Source organism: Maricaulis sp., assembly GCF_039978735.1.
Taxonomy (GTDB): domain Bacteria; phylum Pseudomonadota; class Alphaproteobacteria; order Caulobacterales; family Maricaulaceae; genus Maricaulis.
In genome coordinates, this window is record NZ_JBDWAS010000016.1 from 1 (window position 1) to 16,991 (window position 16,991).

14 protein-coding genes are annotated in these 16,991 nt (G+C 65.4%); 5 read left to right on the forward strand and 9 right to left on the reverse strand.

Features of this window, described 5'->3' with window-relative positions; translation table 11 throughout:
- Positions 1-613: 613 nt before the first annotated feature.
- Positions 614-1,894 carry a cation:proton antiporter gene (locus tag ABJO18_RS05605; RefSeq protein WP_348509592.1) on the forward strand — a complete coding sequence of 427 codons (1,281 nt, stop codon included), beginning with the start codon at positions 614-616 and terminating at the stop codon, positions 1,892-1,894.
- A 198-nt stretch (positions 1,895-2,092) separates the two neighbouring features.
- On the opposite strand, the gene mutL is transcribed toward ABJO18_RS05605, so the two are convergent.
- The 6 genes from mutL to ABJO18_RS05635 form a co-directional block, all read right to left on the reverse strand.
- Complete coding sequence (gene mutL / locus ABJO18_RS05610) at positions 2,093-3,985, reverse strand: DNA mismatch repair endonuclease MutL (RefSeq protein ID WP_348509591.1); 1,893 nt, start codon at positions 3,983-3,985, stop codon at positions 2,093-2,095.
- Positions 3,986-4,228: 243 nt separating this feature from the next.
- Positions 4,229-4,777: a DUF3035 domain-containing protein gene (locus ABJO18_RS05615; RefSeq protein WP_348515778.1), complete on the reverse strand. Its 549-nt coding sequence runs from the start codon at positions 4,775-4,777 to the stop codon at positions 4,229-4,231.
- A gap of 74 nt (positions 4,778-4,851) precedes the next feature.
- The gene (gene lspA, locus ABJO18_RS05620) at positions 4,852-5,451 is read right to left on the reverse strand and encodes a signal peptidase II (protein ID WP_348509589.1); all 600 of its coding nucleotides are present in this window, start codon (positions 5,449-5,451) and stop codon (positions 4,852-4,854) included.
- Positions 5,444-8,416 carry an isoleucine--tRNA ligase gene (gene ileS, locus ABJO18_RS05625; protein ID WP_348515779.1) on the reverse strand — a complete coding sequence of 991 codons (2,973 nt, stop codon included), beginning with the start codon at positions 8,414-8,416 and terminating at the stop codon, positions 5,444-5,446. The genes lspA and ileS overlap by 8 nt, the downstream gene beginning before the upstream one ends.
- Positions 8,417-8,597: 181 nt before the next feature.
- The gene (locus ABJO18_RS05630) at positions 8,598-9,542 is read right to left on the reverse strand and encodes a bifunctional riboflavin kinase/FAD synthetase (protein ID WP_348506612.1); all 945 of its coding nucleotides are present in this window, start codon (positions 9,540-9,542) and stop codon (positions 8,598-8,600) included.
- Between the two features lie 7 nt (positions 9,543-9,549).
- Entirely contained in the window at positions 9,550-9,993 is a 444-nt protein-coding gene (locus ABJO18_RS05635; RefSeq protein WP_291889649.1) for a MaoC family dehydratase, read from the reverse strand.
- A gap of 123 nt (positions 9,994-10,116) precedes the next feature.
- Here ABJO18_RS05635 and ABJO18_RS05640 point away from each other — a divergent pair, with 123 nt between their 5' ends.
- Both ABJO18_RS05640 and ABJO18_RS05645 read left to right on the forward strand, forming a co-directional pair.
- Entirely contained in the window at positions 10,117-10,503 is a 387-nt protein-coding gene (locus ABJO18_RS05640) for a response regulator (protein WP_271188103.1), read from the forward strand.
- 51 nt (positions 10,504-10,554) lie between these two features.
- Complete coding sequence (locus ABJO18_RS05645) at positions 10,555-11,253, forward strand: protein phosphatase CheZ (RefSeq protein ID WP_348506598.1); 699 nt, start codon at positions 10,555-10,557, stop codon at positions 11,251-11,253.
- 24 nt (positions 11,254-11,277) lie between these two features.
- Here ABJO18_RS05645 and ABJO18_RS05650 read toward each other — a convergent pair whose 3' ends face one another.
- The 3 genes from ABJO18_RS05650 to ABJO18_RS05660 form a co-directional block, all read right to left on the reverse strand.
- The gene (locus ABJO18_RS05650; protein ID WP_348506600.1) at positions 11,278-12,126 is read right to left on the reverse strand and encodes a TIGR01459 family HAD-type hydrolase; all 849 of its coding nucleotides are present in this window, start codon (positions 12,124-12,126) and stop codon (positions 11,278-11,280) included.
- Between the two features lie 242 nt (positions 12,127-12,368).
- Complete coding sequence (locus tag ABJO18_RS05655) at positions 12,369-13,586, reverse strand: EAL domain-containing protein (protein ID WP_348506602.1); 1,218 nt, start codon at positions 13,584-13,586, stop codon at positions 12,369-12,371.
- A 359-nt stretch (positions 13,587-13,945) separates the two neighbouring features.
- Positions 13,946-14,617 (reverse strand): OmpA family protein, encoded by a 672-nt coding sequence (locus ABJO18_RS05660; protein WP_348506604.1) that lies wholly within the window; start codon positions 14,615-14,617, stop codon positions 13,946-13,948.
- A gap of 269 nt (positions 14,618-14,886) precedes the next feature.
- Between ABJO18_RS05660 and groES the strand changes: the two genes are divergently transcribed.
- Together groES and groL are read left to right on the forward strand one after the other, a co-directional pair.
- Positions 14,887-15,177, forward strand: a complete 291-nt coding sequence (groES, locus tag ABJO18_RS05665) for a co-chaperone GroES (protein ID WP_271188098.1) — start codon at positions 14,887-14,889, stop codon at positions 15,175-15,177.
- A 54-nt stretch (positions 15,178-15,231) separates the two neighbouring features.
- On the forward strand, positions 15,232-16,872 hold the full coding sequence (gene groL, locus ABJO18_RS05670; protein ID WP_348506606.1) for a chaperonin GroEL: 1,641 nt from the start codon (positions 15,232-15,234) through the stop codon (positions 16,870-16,872).
- Positions 16,873-16,991 lie beyond the last annotated feature (119 nt).

Sequence of the window (16,991 nt, forward strand, 5' to 3'; positions counted from 1 at the left end):
GATGGCCACGCCGGAGCCTGATGCTGTCACCCACCAGGCGCGGACGAGCTCCGCACGCTCCCGGGCACAAGGGACTGAGCTCATGCCTCCCATCCCGGAAACCGTCTGCGAGCATACGCGCAGTTGAGCGGGCGGGGATAAATCTCCCAAACCGCCCCCACACACCGTCATCCTGACGAAAGTCAGGACCCAGATCGTAAAGCGGAATTTCGGCTAACTGGGCTCGGATCGAATGTCGGCGATGTGAGGGATAAGTGCGAGATCGCGACCACCCGGCCCTGTGAACTGGGCCCTGACTTTCGTCAGGGTGACGGTGGAATGTGAGCCGCCAGCTCTCTCATTTCTCCTCCACGTTTTTCCCGGACGGAAGCCTGCGCAGGCAGGCTGCAGATCCGGGACCGACCGAAGATCACTTCAAGCGACGAGCTTCCCGTAGATCCCGGCACTCCGCCCGGCCGTCGCTGGGCTTGCAGCCAGGAAAAATGGGAGTGTTTAGGGTGAGGAGCGCCCCACCCAAGACTCTTCGCGGCTACGCCGCGCTCTCCCCATCCGGGCGGAAGGTGAGAACACGCCGGCACGAGACGCCGCGCATTCCACGCGCTAACCTCCGGCTATGGAATCGCCTGCCCTGCTCCTGATCGCGCTGGCCATACTGGGTTACGGCCTGGTGGCGCGGCATCTGCACCGGATCAGCCTGACGGCGCCGATCGTGTTTGCCGCGCTGGGCGTGCTGATCGGCACGGCGGCGCTTGACCTGTTCGATGTGGATATTGCCTCGCACCAGATCGCGGTTCTGGCCGAGCTGACCCTTGTCCTGGTGCTGTTTGCCGATGCGGCCGGGATCGATCTGCGGCTCCTGCATGCCGACCAGGCCGTGCCGGCGCGCATGCTGCTGATCGGCCTGCCGCTCGCCGTCCTGATCGGAACGATTGCCGCGCTGGTCCTGCTGCCGGATCTCGACCTCTGGCAGGCGGCCTTGCTGGCGACCATGCTGGCGCCGACCGATGCGGCGCTGGCGCGCTCGGTGCTGGTGGACGAGCGGCTGCCGGTGCGGATCAAGCAGACCCTCAATGCCGAGAGCGGGCTGAATGACGGGCTCGCCCTGCCGCTGGTCTTCATCTTCCTGGCGCTGGCGGGCGCGTCGGCCGAGGCCCCGGACGGCAATCCGCTGATGCACTGGTCCGGCTTCCTGCTGGCCCAGATCGGACTGGGCGTTCTGGTCGGCCTTGCCGCCGGCGGGCTGGGCGGGCGCCTGGTCGAGCGTGCCGTGAAAGCCGGCGAGATGGACAAGGTGTTCGAACGTCTCAGCGCCGTCGCCCTGGCGGTCGCGGCCTATGTTGGTGCCAGCCTGATCGGCGGCAATGGCTTCATCGCCGCCTTCACGGGCGGCATGGCGTTCGGCCGTTTCGCCCGGCGCGCCCGCCAGCCCGTGATCTCCTTCGGCGAGACCGAGGGGCAATTGCTGGCGCTCATGACCTTCGTGATCTTTGGCGCCATCCTCCTGCCCGACGCGCTGGAAGCCCCGGACTGGCGCGCTGTGGCCTATGCCCTTGTCAGCCTTGCCCTGGTGCGCCCCCTGGCGATCTGGCTGAGCCTTGCGGGCACCGGTCTTCTGACCAGTACCAAACTCTTCTTCGGCTGGTTCGGCCCGCGCGGCCTCGCCTCAATCGTCTTCGCCCTGATCGTGGAAAGCCAGCTGAGCAGCAGCGACGCAGCCCCGCTGGTCGCGGCGGTCTCGATCACGGTGGGGCTGAGCATCGTCCTGCACGGGCTGAGCGCCGGCCCGCTCGCCGCCCTCTATGCCCGCCGGTTGGACGCGCGCGGCGACCGCGATGCGCTGGCCGAGTTCGCGCGAGTGGAGCACGGCTCGGATCTGAAACGGTCGCGGTTTTGATGCGCTTTCGATGACGCAGCGCTGCCTCAAGGCTTCCCCTGCGAAGCGGGGGAAGTGGCCGAGCCCGGCCCTTGGGCCGGGTGAGGTCGAAGGGGGTGAGTAAATGCGCGCTGACGCGCTCTGCGGTGCTCACGCACCGCCCCCTCAGTCCGCTCACGCGGACAGCTCCCCCGCAAGCGGGGCGAGCCCTGATTATGCCTAGCGCCGCCCGAACAGGCGTTCGATGTCGGCGAGTTTCAGTTCGACATAGGTGGGGCGGCCGTGATTGCACTGGCCGGAATGGGGGGTGGCTTCCATTTCGCGCAGAAGAGCATTCATCTCGTCACCGGTGAGGCGGCGGCCGGAGCGGACTGAGCCGTGGCAGGCCATGGTGCCGACGACGTCTTCCAGCTTTTCCTTCAGCGACAGGGCCTGGTCGGTTTCGGCCAGATCGTCGGCGAGGTCGCGGATCAGGCCCTGCACGTCGAGGCGTTTGAGAAGGGCCGGCGTTTCGCGCACGGCCACGGCGCCCGGACCGAAGGCCTCGACCACCAGGCCCAGTTCTTCCAGCTCTTCGGCGCGTTCGAGAATGCGGCGCGCCTCGGCCTCGTCGAGATCGACAATCTCGGGCACCAGCAATTGCTGCCGCTGCACCCCGGTCTCGGCGATCATCTTCTTCATGCGCTCATAGACGAGGCGTTCATGGGCGGCGTGCTGGTCGACGATGACAATGCCGTCGCGCGTCTGGGCAACGACATAGGTCTCGTGCAGCTGGGCCCGGGCCACGCCGAGCGGCCAGTCCGGCGACGGTGCGGCGGCCTGGGCCTGGTGCTCGGCGACCTCGAAGCCCGGTTCGCTCGCGTGCGGCGGCGACCAAGGGGCGTCGGGCTCGAGGCGGGCGGACATGCCCGGATCGAAGACCTGGCCCTGCACGGGTTCGGCGGGGGCCGGCGGACGCCCCCAGGCCGCGACATGATGCGCGGCAGACTGATAGGGCTGACCCGGCGGCGGCGCCCCTTCCGGACGCACCCGCCCCAGCGCAAAACCGGCAACCGTGGTCGAGGCGCGGTGGCCCGCGGCGGCCAGCGCATGGCGCAGGGAGCCGACGATCAGGCCGCGCACCAGTCCGGCATCGCGGAAGCGCACCTCGGCCTTGGCCGGGTGGACATTGACGTCGACCAGATGCGTGGGCAGATCGACATTCAGCGCCACGACCGGATGCCGGTCGCGGGCGAGGAAATCCTGATAGGCGCCGCGGATCGCGCCGTGCAGCAGCTTGTCGCGCACGGGCCGGCCGTTGACGAAGAGATACTGGTGCTGGGCCGAGCCGCGCGAGAAGGTGGGCAGGCTGGCGAAACCGTGCACGCGCACGCCCTCGCGCTCCTGATCGACCTCCAGCGCATTGTCGCCGAAATCGGCGCCGAGCATGGCCGACATGCGCGCCTTGCCGGCCTCGGCCTCATCGCCGCGCTCGGCGGCGACGCCGAAGCGCTTGCGGCCGTCAAGGGTGAGGTGGAAGCCGACATCCGGACGCGACATGGCGAGGCGTTTGACCACATCGGTGATGGCCTGGTTTTCCGAGCGCTCGCTCTTGAGGAATTTCAGCCGGGCCGGTGTGGCATAGAAAAGATCGCGCACCTCGATCCGCGTGCCGCCGCGCCCCAGCGGGGCCGCCGGGGCAGTGCCATGGGTCTGGCCGCCCTCGACACCGATGGTGAAGGCATCGCCCTCGCCCCTCGCCTGGCTGGTGATGGAGAGCCGCGCGATCGAGCCGATCGAGGGCAGCGCCTCGCCGCGGAAGCCCATGGTGCCGATATTGAGAAGATCGTCGCGCCCGTCCTCGCCGACGGGGAGTTTCGAGGTGGCGTGGCGTTCGATGCACAGGGCCAGCTCGGCCTCGCTCATCCCCTTGCCGTCATCCTCGATCACGAGGCGCACCAGACCGCCACCCTCGGCGGCGATGTCGATCCGCGTCGCCCCGGCATCCAGCGCATTCTCGGCGAGTTCCTTGACCACGGAGGCCGGCCGCTCGACGACCTCGCCGGCGGCGATGCGGTTGACGGTTTCCGGCGGCAGGCGGCGGATGATCGGCTTGGAAGCGGTCAGGGACATGGCACCAAGGTCGGCACGCCGCCCGAGTCGGTCAAGGGCTGGGTGCTACAGGGCGAAAGCGCCGGCACCGGGATTTCCCCCTCATCCGCCCCTTCGGGGCACCTTCTCCCCGGGGAGAAGGGGGGGCTTCCCGACACGCACAAACGCTACTCCCTCTCCCTAGGGAGAGGGCCGGGGAGAGGGGGAAGACACCGCCGGGCGCAATCGCGCGCCGGCGGTCCAATCACAGGAACAGGTGTCGTCCTACAGGCCCGGCAGTTTGGGCAGAAGGCGGCGGTCGCGTTCGATCTCGACATTGCCGCCGCCGGTGACGTTCTGGATCCGCTCCTGGCGTTCGGCCTCGTGCTCGGGATCGAGCGGCGTGGCGTCGACATCGGCCGGCGGGGCGTATTCGCCGTCACGCCAGAACAGGATGCGGTCGGCAAAGCTGCGCGACTTGCGCACGATGCTGGCCTCTTCACCGTCGATGATCGAGCGGATGAAGGGATCGGCCGAACCGCCGCCGGCGCGGGCGACAAGGAGGGCTTCGGCGTCGGAACCTTCAAAGGCACCGGCAGAGCCGAGCAGCGCGGCGCGCGCCTGCTGGTCCGGATAGATCTCGTCCGGGCGCGGCTGGCCGGGGGCCGGCGGGCGCAGATTGTATTCCGGCGGCACCGTCAGCGGTGCGATCGTGACCGTGCGGAATTCGTCCGGCGTGACCTTGTTGGCACCCAGCGCCGAACGGACGCCGGAACAGCCGGTAAGGGCGAAAGCGGCGGTCGAGGCCACCAGAAGAGCAGTACGCAAACGCATCTCGACGAAGCTCCGTAAAATCGTGAACCCTGTTTTAGCGAAGAGCGGCGTTCATCTCCACCCCGCTTGCCACCCTATCTTACCGCGCGGTCTTTCCGGTCGTTGAGAAGAACGTCGAGAATGACGGCGGCGACGCCCAGATTGATGCCGACATCGGCAATATTGAAGACATAGGGGAAGTAGACGTCGGAAAAATTCAGGAAGTCGACGACGGCGCCATAGAGCGTCCGGTCGATCGCATTGCCGATCGCGCCGCCGATGATGAAGCCGAAAGCGACCGCCTGCAGCCGGCGCACGGCCTTGACCGGGCCATAGCCCAGAAGTCCGGCGATCAGCAGGCAGGCCACGGCAATGGAAAACGCCACCAGGATGAAGCGGCCGAGCGGGCCGTCGGCGCCGAACAGGCCGAAACTCACCCCCTTGTTCCACACCATGGTGAGGTCGAAGACGGGCGACAGCTCGATATGGCCGCAGGTATTGGGCAGCGCGATGCGTTCGACACCGCTGGCGCGCTGGAATTCAAGGCATCCCGGCGGCGAGAAGCGCAACACGTTGAGGACCAGCCATTTGCTGATCTGGTCCAGAACGATGATGAGAACGGCCAGGCCCAGCCCGATCCGGGGCGCCGGCGACGCCGTCGCGCGGCGCCGGATTTCACCCCAAAGATCAGCCATGCGTCGCATCCCAGTAAGCCACCGCATCGGCATCGCGCGGCGAGAGTTCCGGATAGCGCTTGTCCGCCCCGATCTGTGTGGAATATTTCCACGAGCGGGCGCACTTGCCGCCTTCGGCGCGGCCCGGCACCACGGCGATGTCCGCGATATCGTCGATGCGGAAAGCGCCGTCCGGCGCAGCCCCGTCGATCAGCACGGCCTGGCTGGTGATGGCGATCTCGGCGAGGAAATCGTCGATATCGCCCGGCGCCTCGGCCCTCATCGCCGCGCGATAGGCCGGATCGGCGACATAGACCTGCGGGGCGGCCTCGAGGCTGGAGCCGATCCGCTTTTCGCGGCGCTCGACTTCCAGCGCGCCCGTCACCACGCGGCGCAGGCGGCGCAGGGTGCGCCAGTTCTCGGCCAGCGCGCCATTGTGCCAGTCCTGCGGCGTTTTCGGGAAGGTGCGCAGGTGCACGCTGTCATCCTCGGACGGGAAGCGTGACAGCCAGACCTCTTCCATCGTGAAAGGCATGATCGGCGCCAGCCAGGCGGTCAGGCGCATGAAGACCTCGTGCATCACCGTGCGACAGGCGCGGCGGCGGTCAGCGTCCGGACGGTCGCAATAGAGGGCGTCCTTGCGCACATCGAGATAGAAGGCCGACAGGTCGACGACGCAGAAATTGAACAGGGCGGAATAGACTTTCTTGAAGTCGTAGGCCGCATAGCCGGCCTTCACCACACCATCGAGTTCCTGCAGCCGGTGCAGCACCCAGCGCTCCAGCGAGGGCATGCGCTCGAGCGGCAGATGCTCGACCGTCTCGTCATAGCCGTGCAGCGCACCGAGCAGGTAGCGCAGCGTGTTGCGCATCTTGCGATAGGCATCGACCGAGGTCTGCAGGATCTCCTCGGAGATGCGCAGATCGTCGGTGAAGTCCTGGGCCGCGACCCACAGGCGCATGATCTCGATACCGTACTTCTTGGCGATCTCGTTCGGCGCGAGCGTATTGCCGAGCGATTTGGACATCTTGCGCCCGTCGCCGGCCATGACGAAGCCATGGGTCAGCACATTGTCGTAGGGCGCCCGGCCGCGCGTGCCGCAGCTTTGCAGCAGCGAGGACTGGAACCAGCCGCGGTGCTGGTCGGAACCTTCCAGATAGAGATCGGCCGGCCATTTCTGGTCCGCCCGCGGCTCCAGCGCGAAGGCGTGGGTGCAGCCACTGTCGAACCAGACATCGAGGATGTCGGTGACCTTCTCGTAGTCATCGGCCTGATACTCGTCGCCGAGGAATTCGGAAGCCGGGCGTTCGAACCAGGCATCGGCGCCGTCTTCCGCGACCGCCTTGACGATGCGGGCATTGACCTTGTGGTCGTTGAGCACGCGCGTGGTGCCCTTCTCCACGAACAGGGTCAGCGGCACGCCCCAGGCGCGCTGGCGCGAGACGAGCCAGTCCGGCCGCTGTTCGACCATGGAGCGGATACGGTTCTCCGCCGCCTTCGGCGTCCAGCCGGTCTCGGCGACGGCCGCCAGCGCCTTTTCGCGCAGCGTGCCGCCGGACTTCATCGGCCGGTCGATGGCGACGAACCATTGCGGCGTGTTGCGGAAGATGACCGGCGCCTTGGACCGCCAGGAGTGCGGATAGGAGTGTTCCAGCCGGCCGCGGGCGAGCAGCATGTTCAGCTCGACGAGCTTGTCCATCACCGTCTTGTTGGCCGGGCCGTCCTGGCCCTGCTTCTTGCCGTCCAGACGGATGATGTGCAGGCCGGCAAACAGCGGGATGTGGTCGTAATAGGCGCCGTCCGGGCCGACGATGTGCGGCACGGCCTCGTGCTTGTCATGCCATTCCGGGAAGTCCATCCAGGCGGCATAGTCTTCCGCACCGTGGCTGGGCGCGGTGTGTACGAAGCCGGTACCGGCTTCGTCGGTGACATGTTCGCCCGGCAGCAGCGGCACCGGATAATTCCAGTAGCGATCGGCCTCGGCCAGCGGATGCGAGCACACGAAGCCCGACGGATCGACGGTTTCCAGCCGGTCCCAGCCGACGATATTGGCGGCCTTCGCCGTCTCTTCCCACAGCGCATCGGCGACGATCAGCGTATCGCCGGGCATGGCCCAGGGGGTGAAGCCCTCGGCCTCGACGCCGGTCACCTTGTAAAGACCGTAGCTGATCTCGGGCGAGAAGCAGATGGCGCGGTTGCCCGGGATCGTCCAGGGCGTGGTGGTCCAGATGACCACATGCGCACCGATGCAGGATTTCGGGATGGCGGTGCCGTCCTTGCGCACGCCACGCAGCGGGAATTTGACGTGGATCGTGGTGGAGATCTTGTCGTGATACTCGACCTCGGCCTCGGCCAGCGCGGTCTGTTCGACCGGCGACCACATCACCGGAGCGGACCCGCAATACACCAGGCCCTGCTCGGCGAATTTCAGGAATTCGGCGACGATCGCCGCTTCGGCGTCGAAGGACATGGTGAGATAGGGATCGTCCCACTCGCCGGACACGCCCAGGCGCTGGAACTCGCCGGACTGCACGCCCACCCACTCCTCGGCATAGGCGCGGCATTCGGCGCGGAATTCCTTGACGGGGATGTCATCCTTGTTGCGGCCCTTGGCGCGGAAATTCTGCTCGACCTTCCACTCGATCGGCAGGCCGTGACAGTCCCAGCCGGGACGGTAGGGCGCGTCGAAGCCCATCATCTGGTGCGAACGGACGACGATATCCTTGAGGATCTTGTTCTGGCCGGTGCCGATATGGATGTGGCCGTTCGCATAGGGCGGACCGTCATGCAGCACGAAGCGTTCGCGGCCTTCGGCGCGTTGACGCAGCTTGCGGTAGAGGTCGAGTTTGCCCCAGCGCTCCAGCCATTCCGGTTCGCGCTGCGGCAGGCCGGCGCGCATGGGAAAGTCGGTGGTCGGGAGGAAAAGCGTTTCGCGATAGTCGCGGGAAGCGGTCTCATTGCCGGTTTCGGCGGGGGTATCCGTCATCGGATCGGTCCTTGCGGTCTGGATCGTCTAGGGGTCAAGGCAGGACATATCCCGGCACCGCTCGGAGCTATTCCTCGCGGCCCGGGCCGGTAATTCGCCCCGTCGTCAGCGACGGCATCAGCGCCGCGCGGCGTATGAACACATATGTGCAGACCATGGTCATGGCGTGTAACAGAGCCTGTCAGGCCGGTCCAGACGCGTCGGTCAGCGTCGCCCGCGCGGCCTGGGCATCCTTGGCGATCTGGTCCTTGAGCGCCTCGATCCCGTCAAAGCGGCGTTCCGGACGCAGGAATGCGTGGAACTCGACCTCCAGCGTCCTGTCGTAGAGATCGCCGGCAAAATCGAACAGATGGATTTCCAGCAATTCGGTGGCGCCATCGACCGTGGGGCGCTTGCCGAAATTGGCGACACCCGGCCGGGCCGGCGTCTCGCCATCGATCCCGGCCCGCACGGCGTAGACGCCGTAGGCCGGGCGGGCATAATCGCCCAGGGTCAGATTGGCAGTCGGGAAGCCGATCGTGCGGCCGCGTGCATCGCCATGTTTCACGACGCCCTCGACAGCCCAGGGGGCGCCCAGCAGCGTCTCGGCGGCCTTCATGTCGCCATCCAGGATGGCCTTGCGGATCCGGGTCGAGGAGACCTTGTCGGCGCCATTGCCGTGCAGTTCGGCAAAGGCCGTGCGGATACCGTGTTCGGCACACAGGCGTTCCAGATCGCCGGTCGAGCCGGCGCGCCCGGCACCGAAGCGGAAATCGGCGCCGGTGACGACACCTTTCACGCCCAGCCCCTCAACCAGCACCGTCTCGACGAACTGCCGCGGCGTCATCTTCGCCATGGCCGCATCGAAGGGCAGGATGTGCAGGCGCTTCACGCCCAGCGCTTCCAGCGTGAGATTGCGGCGGTGCGCGCTCATCAGCCGGAAGGCGGGCGCCTCCGGCGCGAAGAAGCGGCGCGGATGCGGATCGAACAGGGCGACGCCGAGTTCGCCGCCCGTCTCGTCCGCCAGATCGCGCGCCAGCGCGATGACATGCCGGTGCCCCTGGTGCACGCCGTCGAAATTGCCCAGCGCGATGACCGAGCCGCGGGCGTCTTCGGGAAGGGATGTGAAACCGTGGACGACCTGCATCAATCGATCAGTCCGCTGTCTTGCGGCGGCGCTTGCGGACCATGACCTCGGCCTCGGCCTGCATGGTCACATTGCCATTGACCTGGCACACGCACTCCATGACGGCCTTGCGGGCCTTCAGATCGACCGATTTCACCGAAACCCGGGTCGTCACCTCGTCGCCGATCCGCACGGGATGGAAGAAGCGCATGTTCAGCCCGAGGAAGATCGCGCCCGGTCCCGGCAGCTGGTTTCCGAGCACGCCGGAAATGTAGGATGCGACCAGTGCACCGTGCGCAATCCGGCCGCGAAACGGCGTCGCGCGCGCGAATTCTTCATCCATATGCACGGGATTATAGTCGCCGGAGACTTTGGCAAACATGTCCAGATCGGCCTCTGTGACGGTTCTAACCGCCTCTGCCGATTGGCCAATTTCCATTTCTTCCAGAGCGATACCGAGCACTTCCGCCATGAGCGACTCCCTCTTTGCAACCGCTTTAACCGATTTTTATCGGCGATTGTCTAGGGTCCTCGCTGAAGACGGCAGAACAAGCCGTCACCCTAGTGTAACGCACCGAGTGGATGGAGACTACGCATGGCTGTCGAGATGACGATGCCGATCCTGGTTGTGGACGACTACAAGACCATGATCCGTATCATTCGCAACCTGCTCAAGCAGATTGGCTTCGAAAACGTGGACGAGGCCTCTGACGGCCAGGAAGCGTATGAGAAGATGCAAAAAAACAAGTACGGTCTGGTTATTTCCGACTGGAATATGGAACCGATGACCGGCTACGAGCTGCTTCAGAAGGTCCGGGCCGACGAGTCCATGAAGGCGACCCCCTTCATCATGGTGACCGCAGAGTCCAAGACCGAGAACGTGGTCGCGGCCAAGCGCGCCGGTGTGAACAACTACATCGTGAAACCCTTCAACGCCGGTACGCTGAAGGCGAAGATGTCCGCGGTGCTCGGCGACTTCTAGGAGTCCATGACCGCCCCTTCACCGATCGAGACCATAAGGAAGGAGGGCCCCATGCCCGCCGCCAATGTTGCTGCGCAAGTCCGCACGTCCCTGGCTTCCCTGAAGGCCAGCGACCTGAAGGACGCACAGATCATGGAAGTCCTGAAGCTGGCTCACCAGCTGACGGATACGATGAAGCTGTTCTTCAGCTCCCTCGACCAGTCGATCTGTCAGGAATTCAACTATATCGCCGACTACATCTCGCGCACTCGCGACGAGATTTCAGCCCTTCGGCCCAACGATATCAAGTCCGAGCGCATCCCCTCGGCCGGTGTCGAACTGGAAGCCGTCGTGGGCGACACGGAGAAGGCGACCGAGACGATCATGAGTGCGGCGGAAGCCGTGCTGTGTGAGGACGCCACGGATTACGACGAGTACCGGGCCAATGTGGAAGCGCGCATGATGACGATCATCGAAGCGTGTTCCTTCCAGGACCTGGCCGGTCAGCGCGTTTCCAAGGTGGTCAACTCGCTGCGCCACGTGGAAAGCCGCGTCTCGCGCTTTGCCGAGGTGATGGGCGTCCGCGATGCCGACGGATACGAGTCCGAAGCCGAGAAGGCCGAAAAGGCCCGTGCCGAGAAGAACCTGCTCAACGGCCCCGCCATCGGCGGTCCGGAAACGAGCCAGGACGATATCGACGCAATGTTCGCAGAGTCCAGCGGCGCAGCGCCGGATCTCGACCAGTCCTCGATCGACTCGCTGTTCGATTAAGGACGGGGCTCGAGGAGCCCGGATCTACCAGACAAGTCTCGGCGCCAGCCATCGCGCCGAGACGCCATACTCATCGAGTGCGCGGGCGACGGCTTCTTCATCGAAGCCGTCGCTTTTCATGTCGGCGCCCAGAATGCCGTCAGCAATAAATAATGCATCAACGCCGATGCGCGTGGCCCCGGCCACATCGGTTTCCGGCCCGTCGCCGATCGCGAGCACCCGCTCCGGCTCGACCGTGAAACCCCGCTCCTGCAGCGCCGTCCGGGCAAGATCGTAGATCGGCTTGTGGGGCTTGCCGGCCACCACGCTCGTCCCGCCCATTTCGCGATACCGCCGCGCAATCGCACCGGCGCAGAAGATCAGCCGGTCGCCCGCCTGCACCACGATATCCGGATTGGCGCACACCAGGTCGAGGCCGCGCTCGCGCGCGACGGCCAGCCGTTCGGCATAATCGTCCGGCGTGCCGTTCCAGTAGTCGTCCGGCCCGGTGCAGGTGATGAAGTCGGCCTCGCCGACATCGGTGAAGATGATGTCCAGCCCGTCATAAAGGCCCAGATCATGGTCCGGGCCGATCCGCCAGGCGCGGCCCGGCGTGCGCGCGACGAGTTCGGCACGGATCGCATCGCCGGACGTCACCATCGCATCGGTCGCATCGTCCGGCAGGCCCATCTGGGCAAGCATGTTCGCCAGGCTGGGGCTGCGGCGGGGCGAGTTTGAAACGAGACAGACAGCACCGCCCGTACGCCGGAAGGCCTGCAGCGCGGCGACAGCTTCAGGCAACAGCGCCTTGCCGTCCCGGATCACGCCCCAGACGTCGCAATAAAGAATATCGTAGTGATCGCGCAGCGCGCCAAGGCGGGGAAAACCGGTCATGGCGCGCTTGAAGCAGGGGGGAGTTCCGGCGTCAATCGGGCATTGGCGCTGCCGGGACTCCATCCGCCTCCCTACGGTCGTCATCCCCCGGCTTGTCCGGGGGACCTCTGCTAGCCAGTGGGAAAACAGATAAGTCGCGCCGCGGCAGCAATATCGCCCTGCGGTTGGTCGGGCCCCCCCGGACAAGCCGGGGGATGACGATGGGAAAGGGCTGAAGGTAGCAAAGGAGCGGCCCGAAGGCCTCAGCCAGCCAGGCGAACCGCCGGCTGCTGGCCGGTCTCTTCCAGCACGTCGTCGCGGACCGGACGCGGCTCACCGAAGAGGTGGCCCTGACCGTAGGCAACATCGAGCTCGAGCACTTCGACGACCGTATTCTCGGTCTCGATCTTGTCGACAATCAGCTCGATACCGTGGCGCGCGAACAGACCTGCCAGATCTTCATGAGCGATCGAGCCCGCCTCATAGCCGGCGATTGACTCGTAATTATTGATGGCGTCGAGCAGGCGCGCGCCGCCAATCTTCACGAAGCGCACGCCGGCGCGTTCCATCTCGCTCAGGTCGAGATCGACATGATTGATCTGGTCGACGGAGAAGCGGAAACCGAAATCGGCCATGCGGGCCATGTTGCGGGCCGCGATCGCATCGCGCTCCTCGAAGGCGCGCTGGGAAATCTCGAAGATCAGCGAGCCGGACAGGTCCTTGTTCTGGCGGACGAAGTCGAGGAATTCCGGGAAGAAGTCCTCATCCGACAGCGAGTTCAGCGAGACATTGCAGAAGATGCCGACCTTGCGGTCCTGCCCCGTCAGGCGGCGCACGATCTGCACGCAGCGGAACAGGAGGAGATTGTCGACCTCGGTCATCACGCCGGCCTCTTCGGCAGCGGCGATGAAGGAGGCCGGTGTCAGCACGCGGCCGGTCGCATCGCGCAGGCGGGTATAGCCCTCATAGAAGGCGACGCGGCGCTGCGGCAGGGTGACGACGGGCTGGAGGTAGAGATCGACCCGGTTGGCGCTGAGCGCATCGCGCACGGTGTCGATATCGGTCGAGCCGCCGCTTGCAGCCTGCCCGCTACCGGTGCGGGTGCCGACCTCGCGCGGACCGCCGACACGGCGGACCAGGTCTTCCAGCACCTTCACCTCGTGCACCAGCGCATTGTCGCGCTCGACCGCTTCGGCACGCAGCTCGTCGGTGATCGCGTCGATCCGCTTCTGGGCCGCCTCGAACTCCTCGGCCAGCGCCAGGTTGGAGGCCTTGAGATTGTGGATTTCCTTTTCCAGCGTGCGGCGCTCCTGCGAGCGCGACGCCGCGGAATGGGCCATGCCGGCGACGATGAACACGATCGCGCCCATCATCCAGGCGGTCATGCCCGACATCAGGCCCAGCCGCTCGAAACCGATCGCGGCCACGGTCGCGATGGCGACGTAGGTCATGAGGATAAGAATATCGAGCGCGCGGGGCATGCTGGCCTTCCGATGCAGCGAATCGTCACGAATGCTTGAAGGTTAATCTGCGTCGCTGCCGGTTGTCGTTTGGTTAACGAAGGTAAACCCTAACTCGGCTCATCTATCCAACATATTGATCTTTATTGGAATGCATAAACTAAAACGGCCCGCCGAAGCGGGCCGTGTTGTTTCTTCCCCACCGTGTGGGGAAGTGGGCCGGTGCGCAGCATCGGGTCGAAGGGGCCTCCGGAGCCAAGGGCGAAGGAGGGAAGCGGTGAAGCCTGTACAATCACCTACGCCGCGCATTTGCGCGGCGCCCCTCCACCGCTGCGCGGTCCCCCTCCCCGCTGACCGCGGGGAGGAAAGACGGCAACCCCCTACGACGTCGTGTGGGGGCGGATCAGGATTTCCACGCGGCGGTTCTGCTGGCGGCCCGACGGCGTGTCGTTCGACGCGATCGGCGAGCGTTCGCCCATGCCGGCGACGTAGAAGCGGTCCCGCATCACGCCCTGGGCGATCAGATAGTTGGCGACGGACAGCGCCCGGTTTTCCGAAAGCGTCTGGTTGTAATCCGCCGGACCGGTCGAGTCGGCATGGCCGACCACGTCGACATAGGTCGCCGGATAGCGGTTCAGCACCGTCGAGACATCGCTGAGGATGCCGTAGAACTGGCCCTGGATGTCGGCCGAGTTCGTGGCGAAGGTGACATCGCCCGGCATGATCAGGCGAAGATCATTGCCTTCGCGGCGAACGCCGACGCCGGTATCGCTCAGCGCCTCGCGCATGGCCGCTTCCTGACGGTCCATGTAATTGCCGATGGCACCGCCGGCCAGCGCACCGACACCGGCGCCGATCAGGGCGTTGGTGCGGCCTTCCTCGCTGTCATTGGTATTGGTGAGATAGCCCAGGGCCGCGCCTGCGGCTGCCCCCAGGAGCACGCCGCGCCCGGTATAGTTGGGGCGGGTCTCGCCGGTATAGGGATCAGTGGTGGTGCAGGCGGTTACCGCCAGCGCCGCCAGAGATGTGACGACTGCAGTGCGAAGTTTCATCGGGTTTCCCTCTCAGCTACGCGACCGGTTGCGATCATAACCTGAAATGTGACAGGCGTTGCAACGTCGGATGTATGGTCCCTCACATGAACGCGCGATGACCGCAATTCGTTCGCGCCGCACTGCGCGCAACCGAACTTTTTGCAATCGGCACCTCTTGACGCTCCGCACCCTGCGCCTTATCTGCCCGCTGTTAGCAGTCGGCCGGGGTGAGTGCTAAAACCCGGTCCTGCCAGGAACCACAGTCCTCTTTTTGGAGATAGACCAAGATGACCTTTCGTCCTCTGCACGACCGCGTGCTGGTGAAGCGCGTCGAAGAAGAGTCCACGACCAAGGGCGGGATCATCATCCCGGATACGGCCAAGGAAAAGCCCCAGGAAGGCGAGATCGTGGCCGTCGGCGGTGGCGCGATCAAGGAAGACGGCACGGTCCGTCCGCTCGACGTGAAGGCCGGTGACCGCGTCCTGTTCGGCAAGTGGTCGGGCACCGAAGTCACGCTGAACGGCGAAGAACTCCTGATCATGAAAGAATCCGACATCCTCGGCATCATGGGCGCCTAAGGCGGCCGCCCTTCCGAAGATCCCTCGATACACCCAACACACAGGAATAAAGCAATGGCTGCTAAAGACGTATATTTCGGTACCGATGCGCGCGAGCGGATGCTGCGCGGCGTCGATATCCTCGCCAACGCCGTGAAGGTCACGCTCGGTCCGAAGGGCCGCAATGTCGTGATCGAGAAATCCTTCGGCGCTCCGCGCACCACGAAGGACGGCGTGTCTGTCGCCAAGGAAATCGAACTGGCCGACAAGTTCGAGAACATGGGCGCACAAATGCTGCGCGAAGTGGCCTCGAAGACCAATGACGTCGCCGGCGACGGCACCACGACCGCCACGGTCCTGGCCCAGTCCATCGTCCGCGAAGGCATGAAGTCGGTTGCCGCCGGCATGAACCCGATGGACCTGAAGCGCGGCATCGACAAGGCCGTTGCCCTGGTCATCGAGGAAATCAAGTCCGTCTCCACCCCGATCAAGGGCTCTGACGAAGTCGCCCAGGTCGGCACCATCTCCGCCAACGGCGCCACGGAAATCGGCGAGATGATCGCCAAGGCCATGGCCAAGGTCGGCAATGAAGGCGTGATCACGGTCGAAGAAGCCAAGTCGCTGGAAACCGAGCTGGATGTCGTCGAAGGCATGCAGTTCGACCGCGGCTACCTGTCGCCCTACTTCATCACCGACGCCGACAAGATGCAGGCCGAGCTGGAAGAGCCCTACATCCTGCTCTTCGAAAAGAAGCTGACCTCGCTGCAACCGATGCTGCCGATCCTCGAGTCGGTCGTGCAGTCCGGCCGTCCGCTGCTGATCATCGCGGAAGACGTCGAAGGCGAAGCGCTGGCCACCCTCGTGGTCAACAAGCTGCGTGGCGGCCTGAAGATCGCAGCCGTGAAGGCTCCGGGCTTCGGCGATCGCCGCAAGGCCATGCTGGAAGACATCGCCATCCTGACCGGCGGCCAGGTCATCTCCGAAGACCTCGGCATCAAGCTGGAAACGGTGACGCTCGACATGCTGGGCTCGGCCAAGCGCGTCAACATCACCAAGGATGACACGACGATCGTCGACGGCACCGGCGCCAAGGCCGACATCGAGGCCCGCGTCGCCCAGATCCGCCGTCAGGTCGAGGAAACCACTTCCGACTATGATCGCGAAAAGCTGCAGGAACGCCTGGCGAAGCTCGCCGGCGGCGTGGCCGTGATCAAGGTCGGCGGTGCCACCGAGATCGAAGTGAAAGAGAAGAAGGACCGCGTTGACGACGCCCTGAACGCCACCCGCGCTGCGGTGGAAGAAGGCATCGTGCCGGGCGGCGGCGTCGCCCTGCTGAAAGCCTCGGCCAAGCTGGCCGGCCTGGAAGGCGACAATGCCGACCAGACCCAGGGTATCGCGATCATCGCCCGGGCCCTGCAAGCTCCGATCCGCCAGATCTCGGAAAACTCCGGTGTCGAAGGCTCGATCGTGGTCGGCAAGGTCATGGAAAACCCCAGCGCGACCTTCGGCTTCAACGCCCAGACCGAAGAATACGGCGACATGCTGGCCTTCGGCGTGATCGACCCGGCCAAGGTCGTCCGCACGGCCCTGCAGGACGCTGCCTCGGTCGCTTCGCTGCTGATCACGACGGAAGCTGCCGTCGCGGATGCACCGAAGGAAGAAGGCGCCGGCATGCCGGACATGGGCGGCATGGGCGGTATGGGCGGCATGATGTAAGACATCATGAAGCCGCCCATCATCGAAAGGTGAGCAGACCGGCACGCCGGTCTGCGGGGGCGGCATGATGTAGTCATCCGCCTGAGCCCGGCTCAGACAAGAGAGGCCCGCTCCGATGG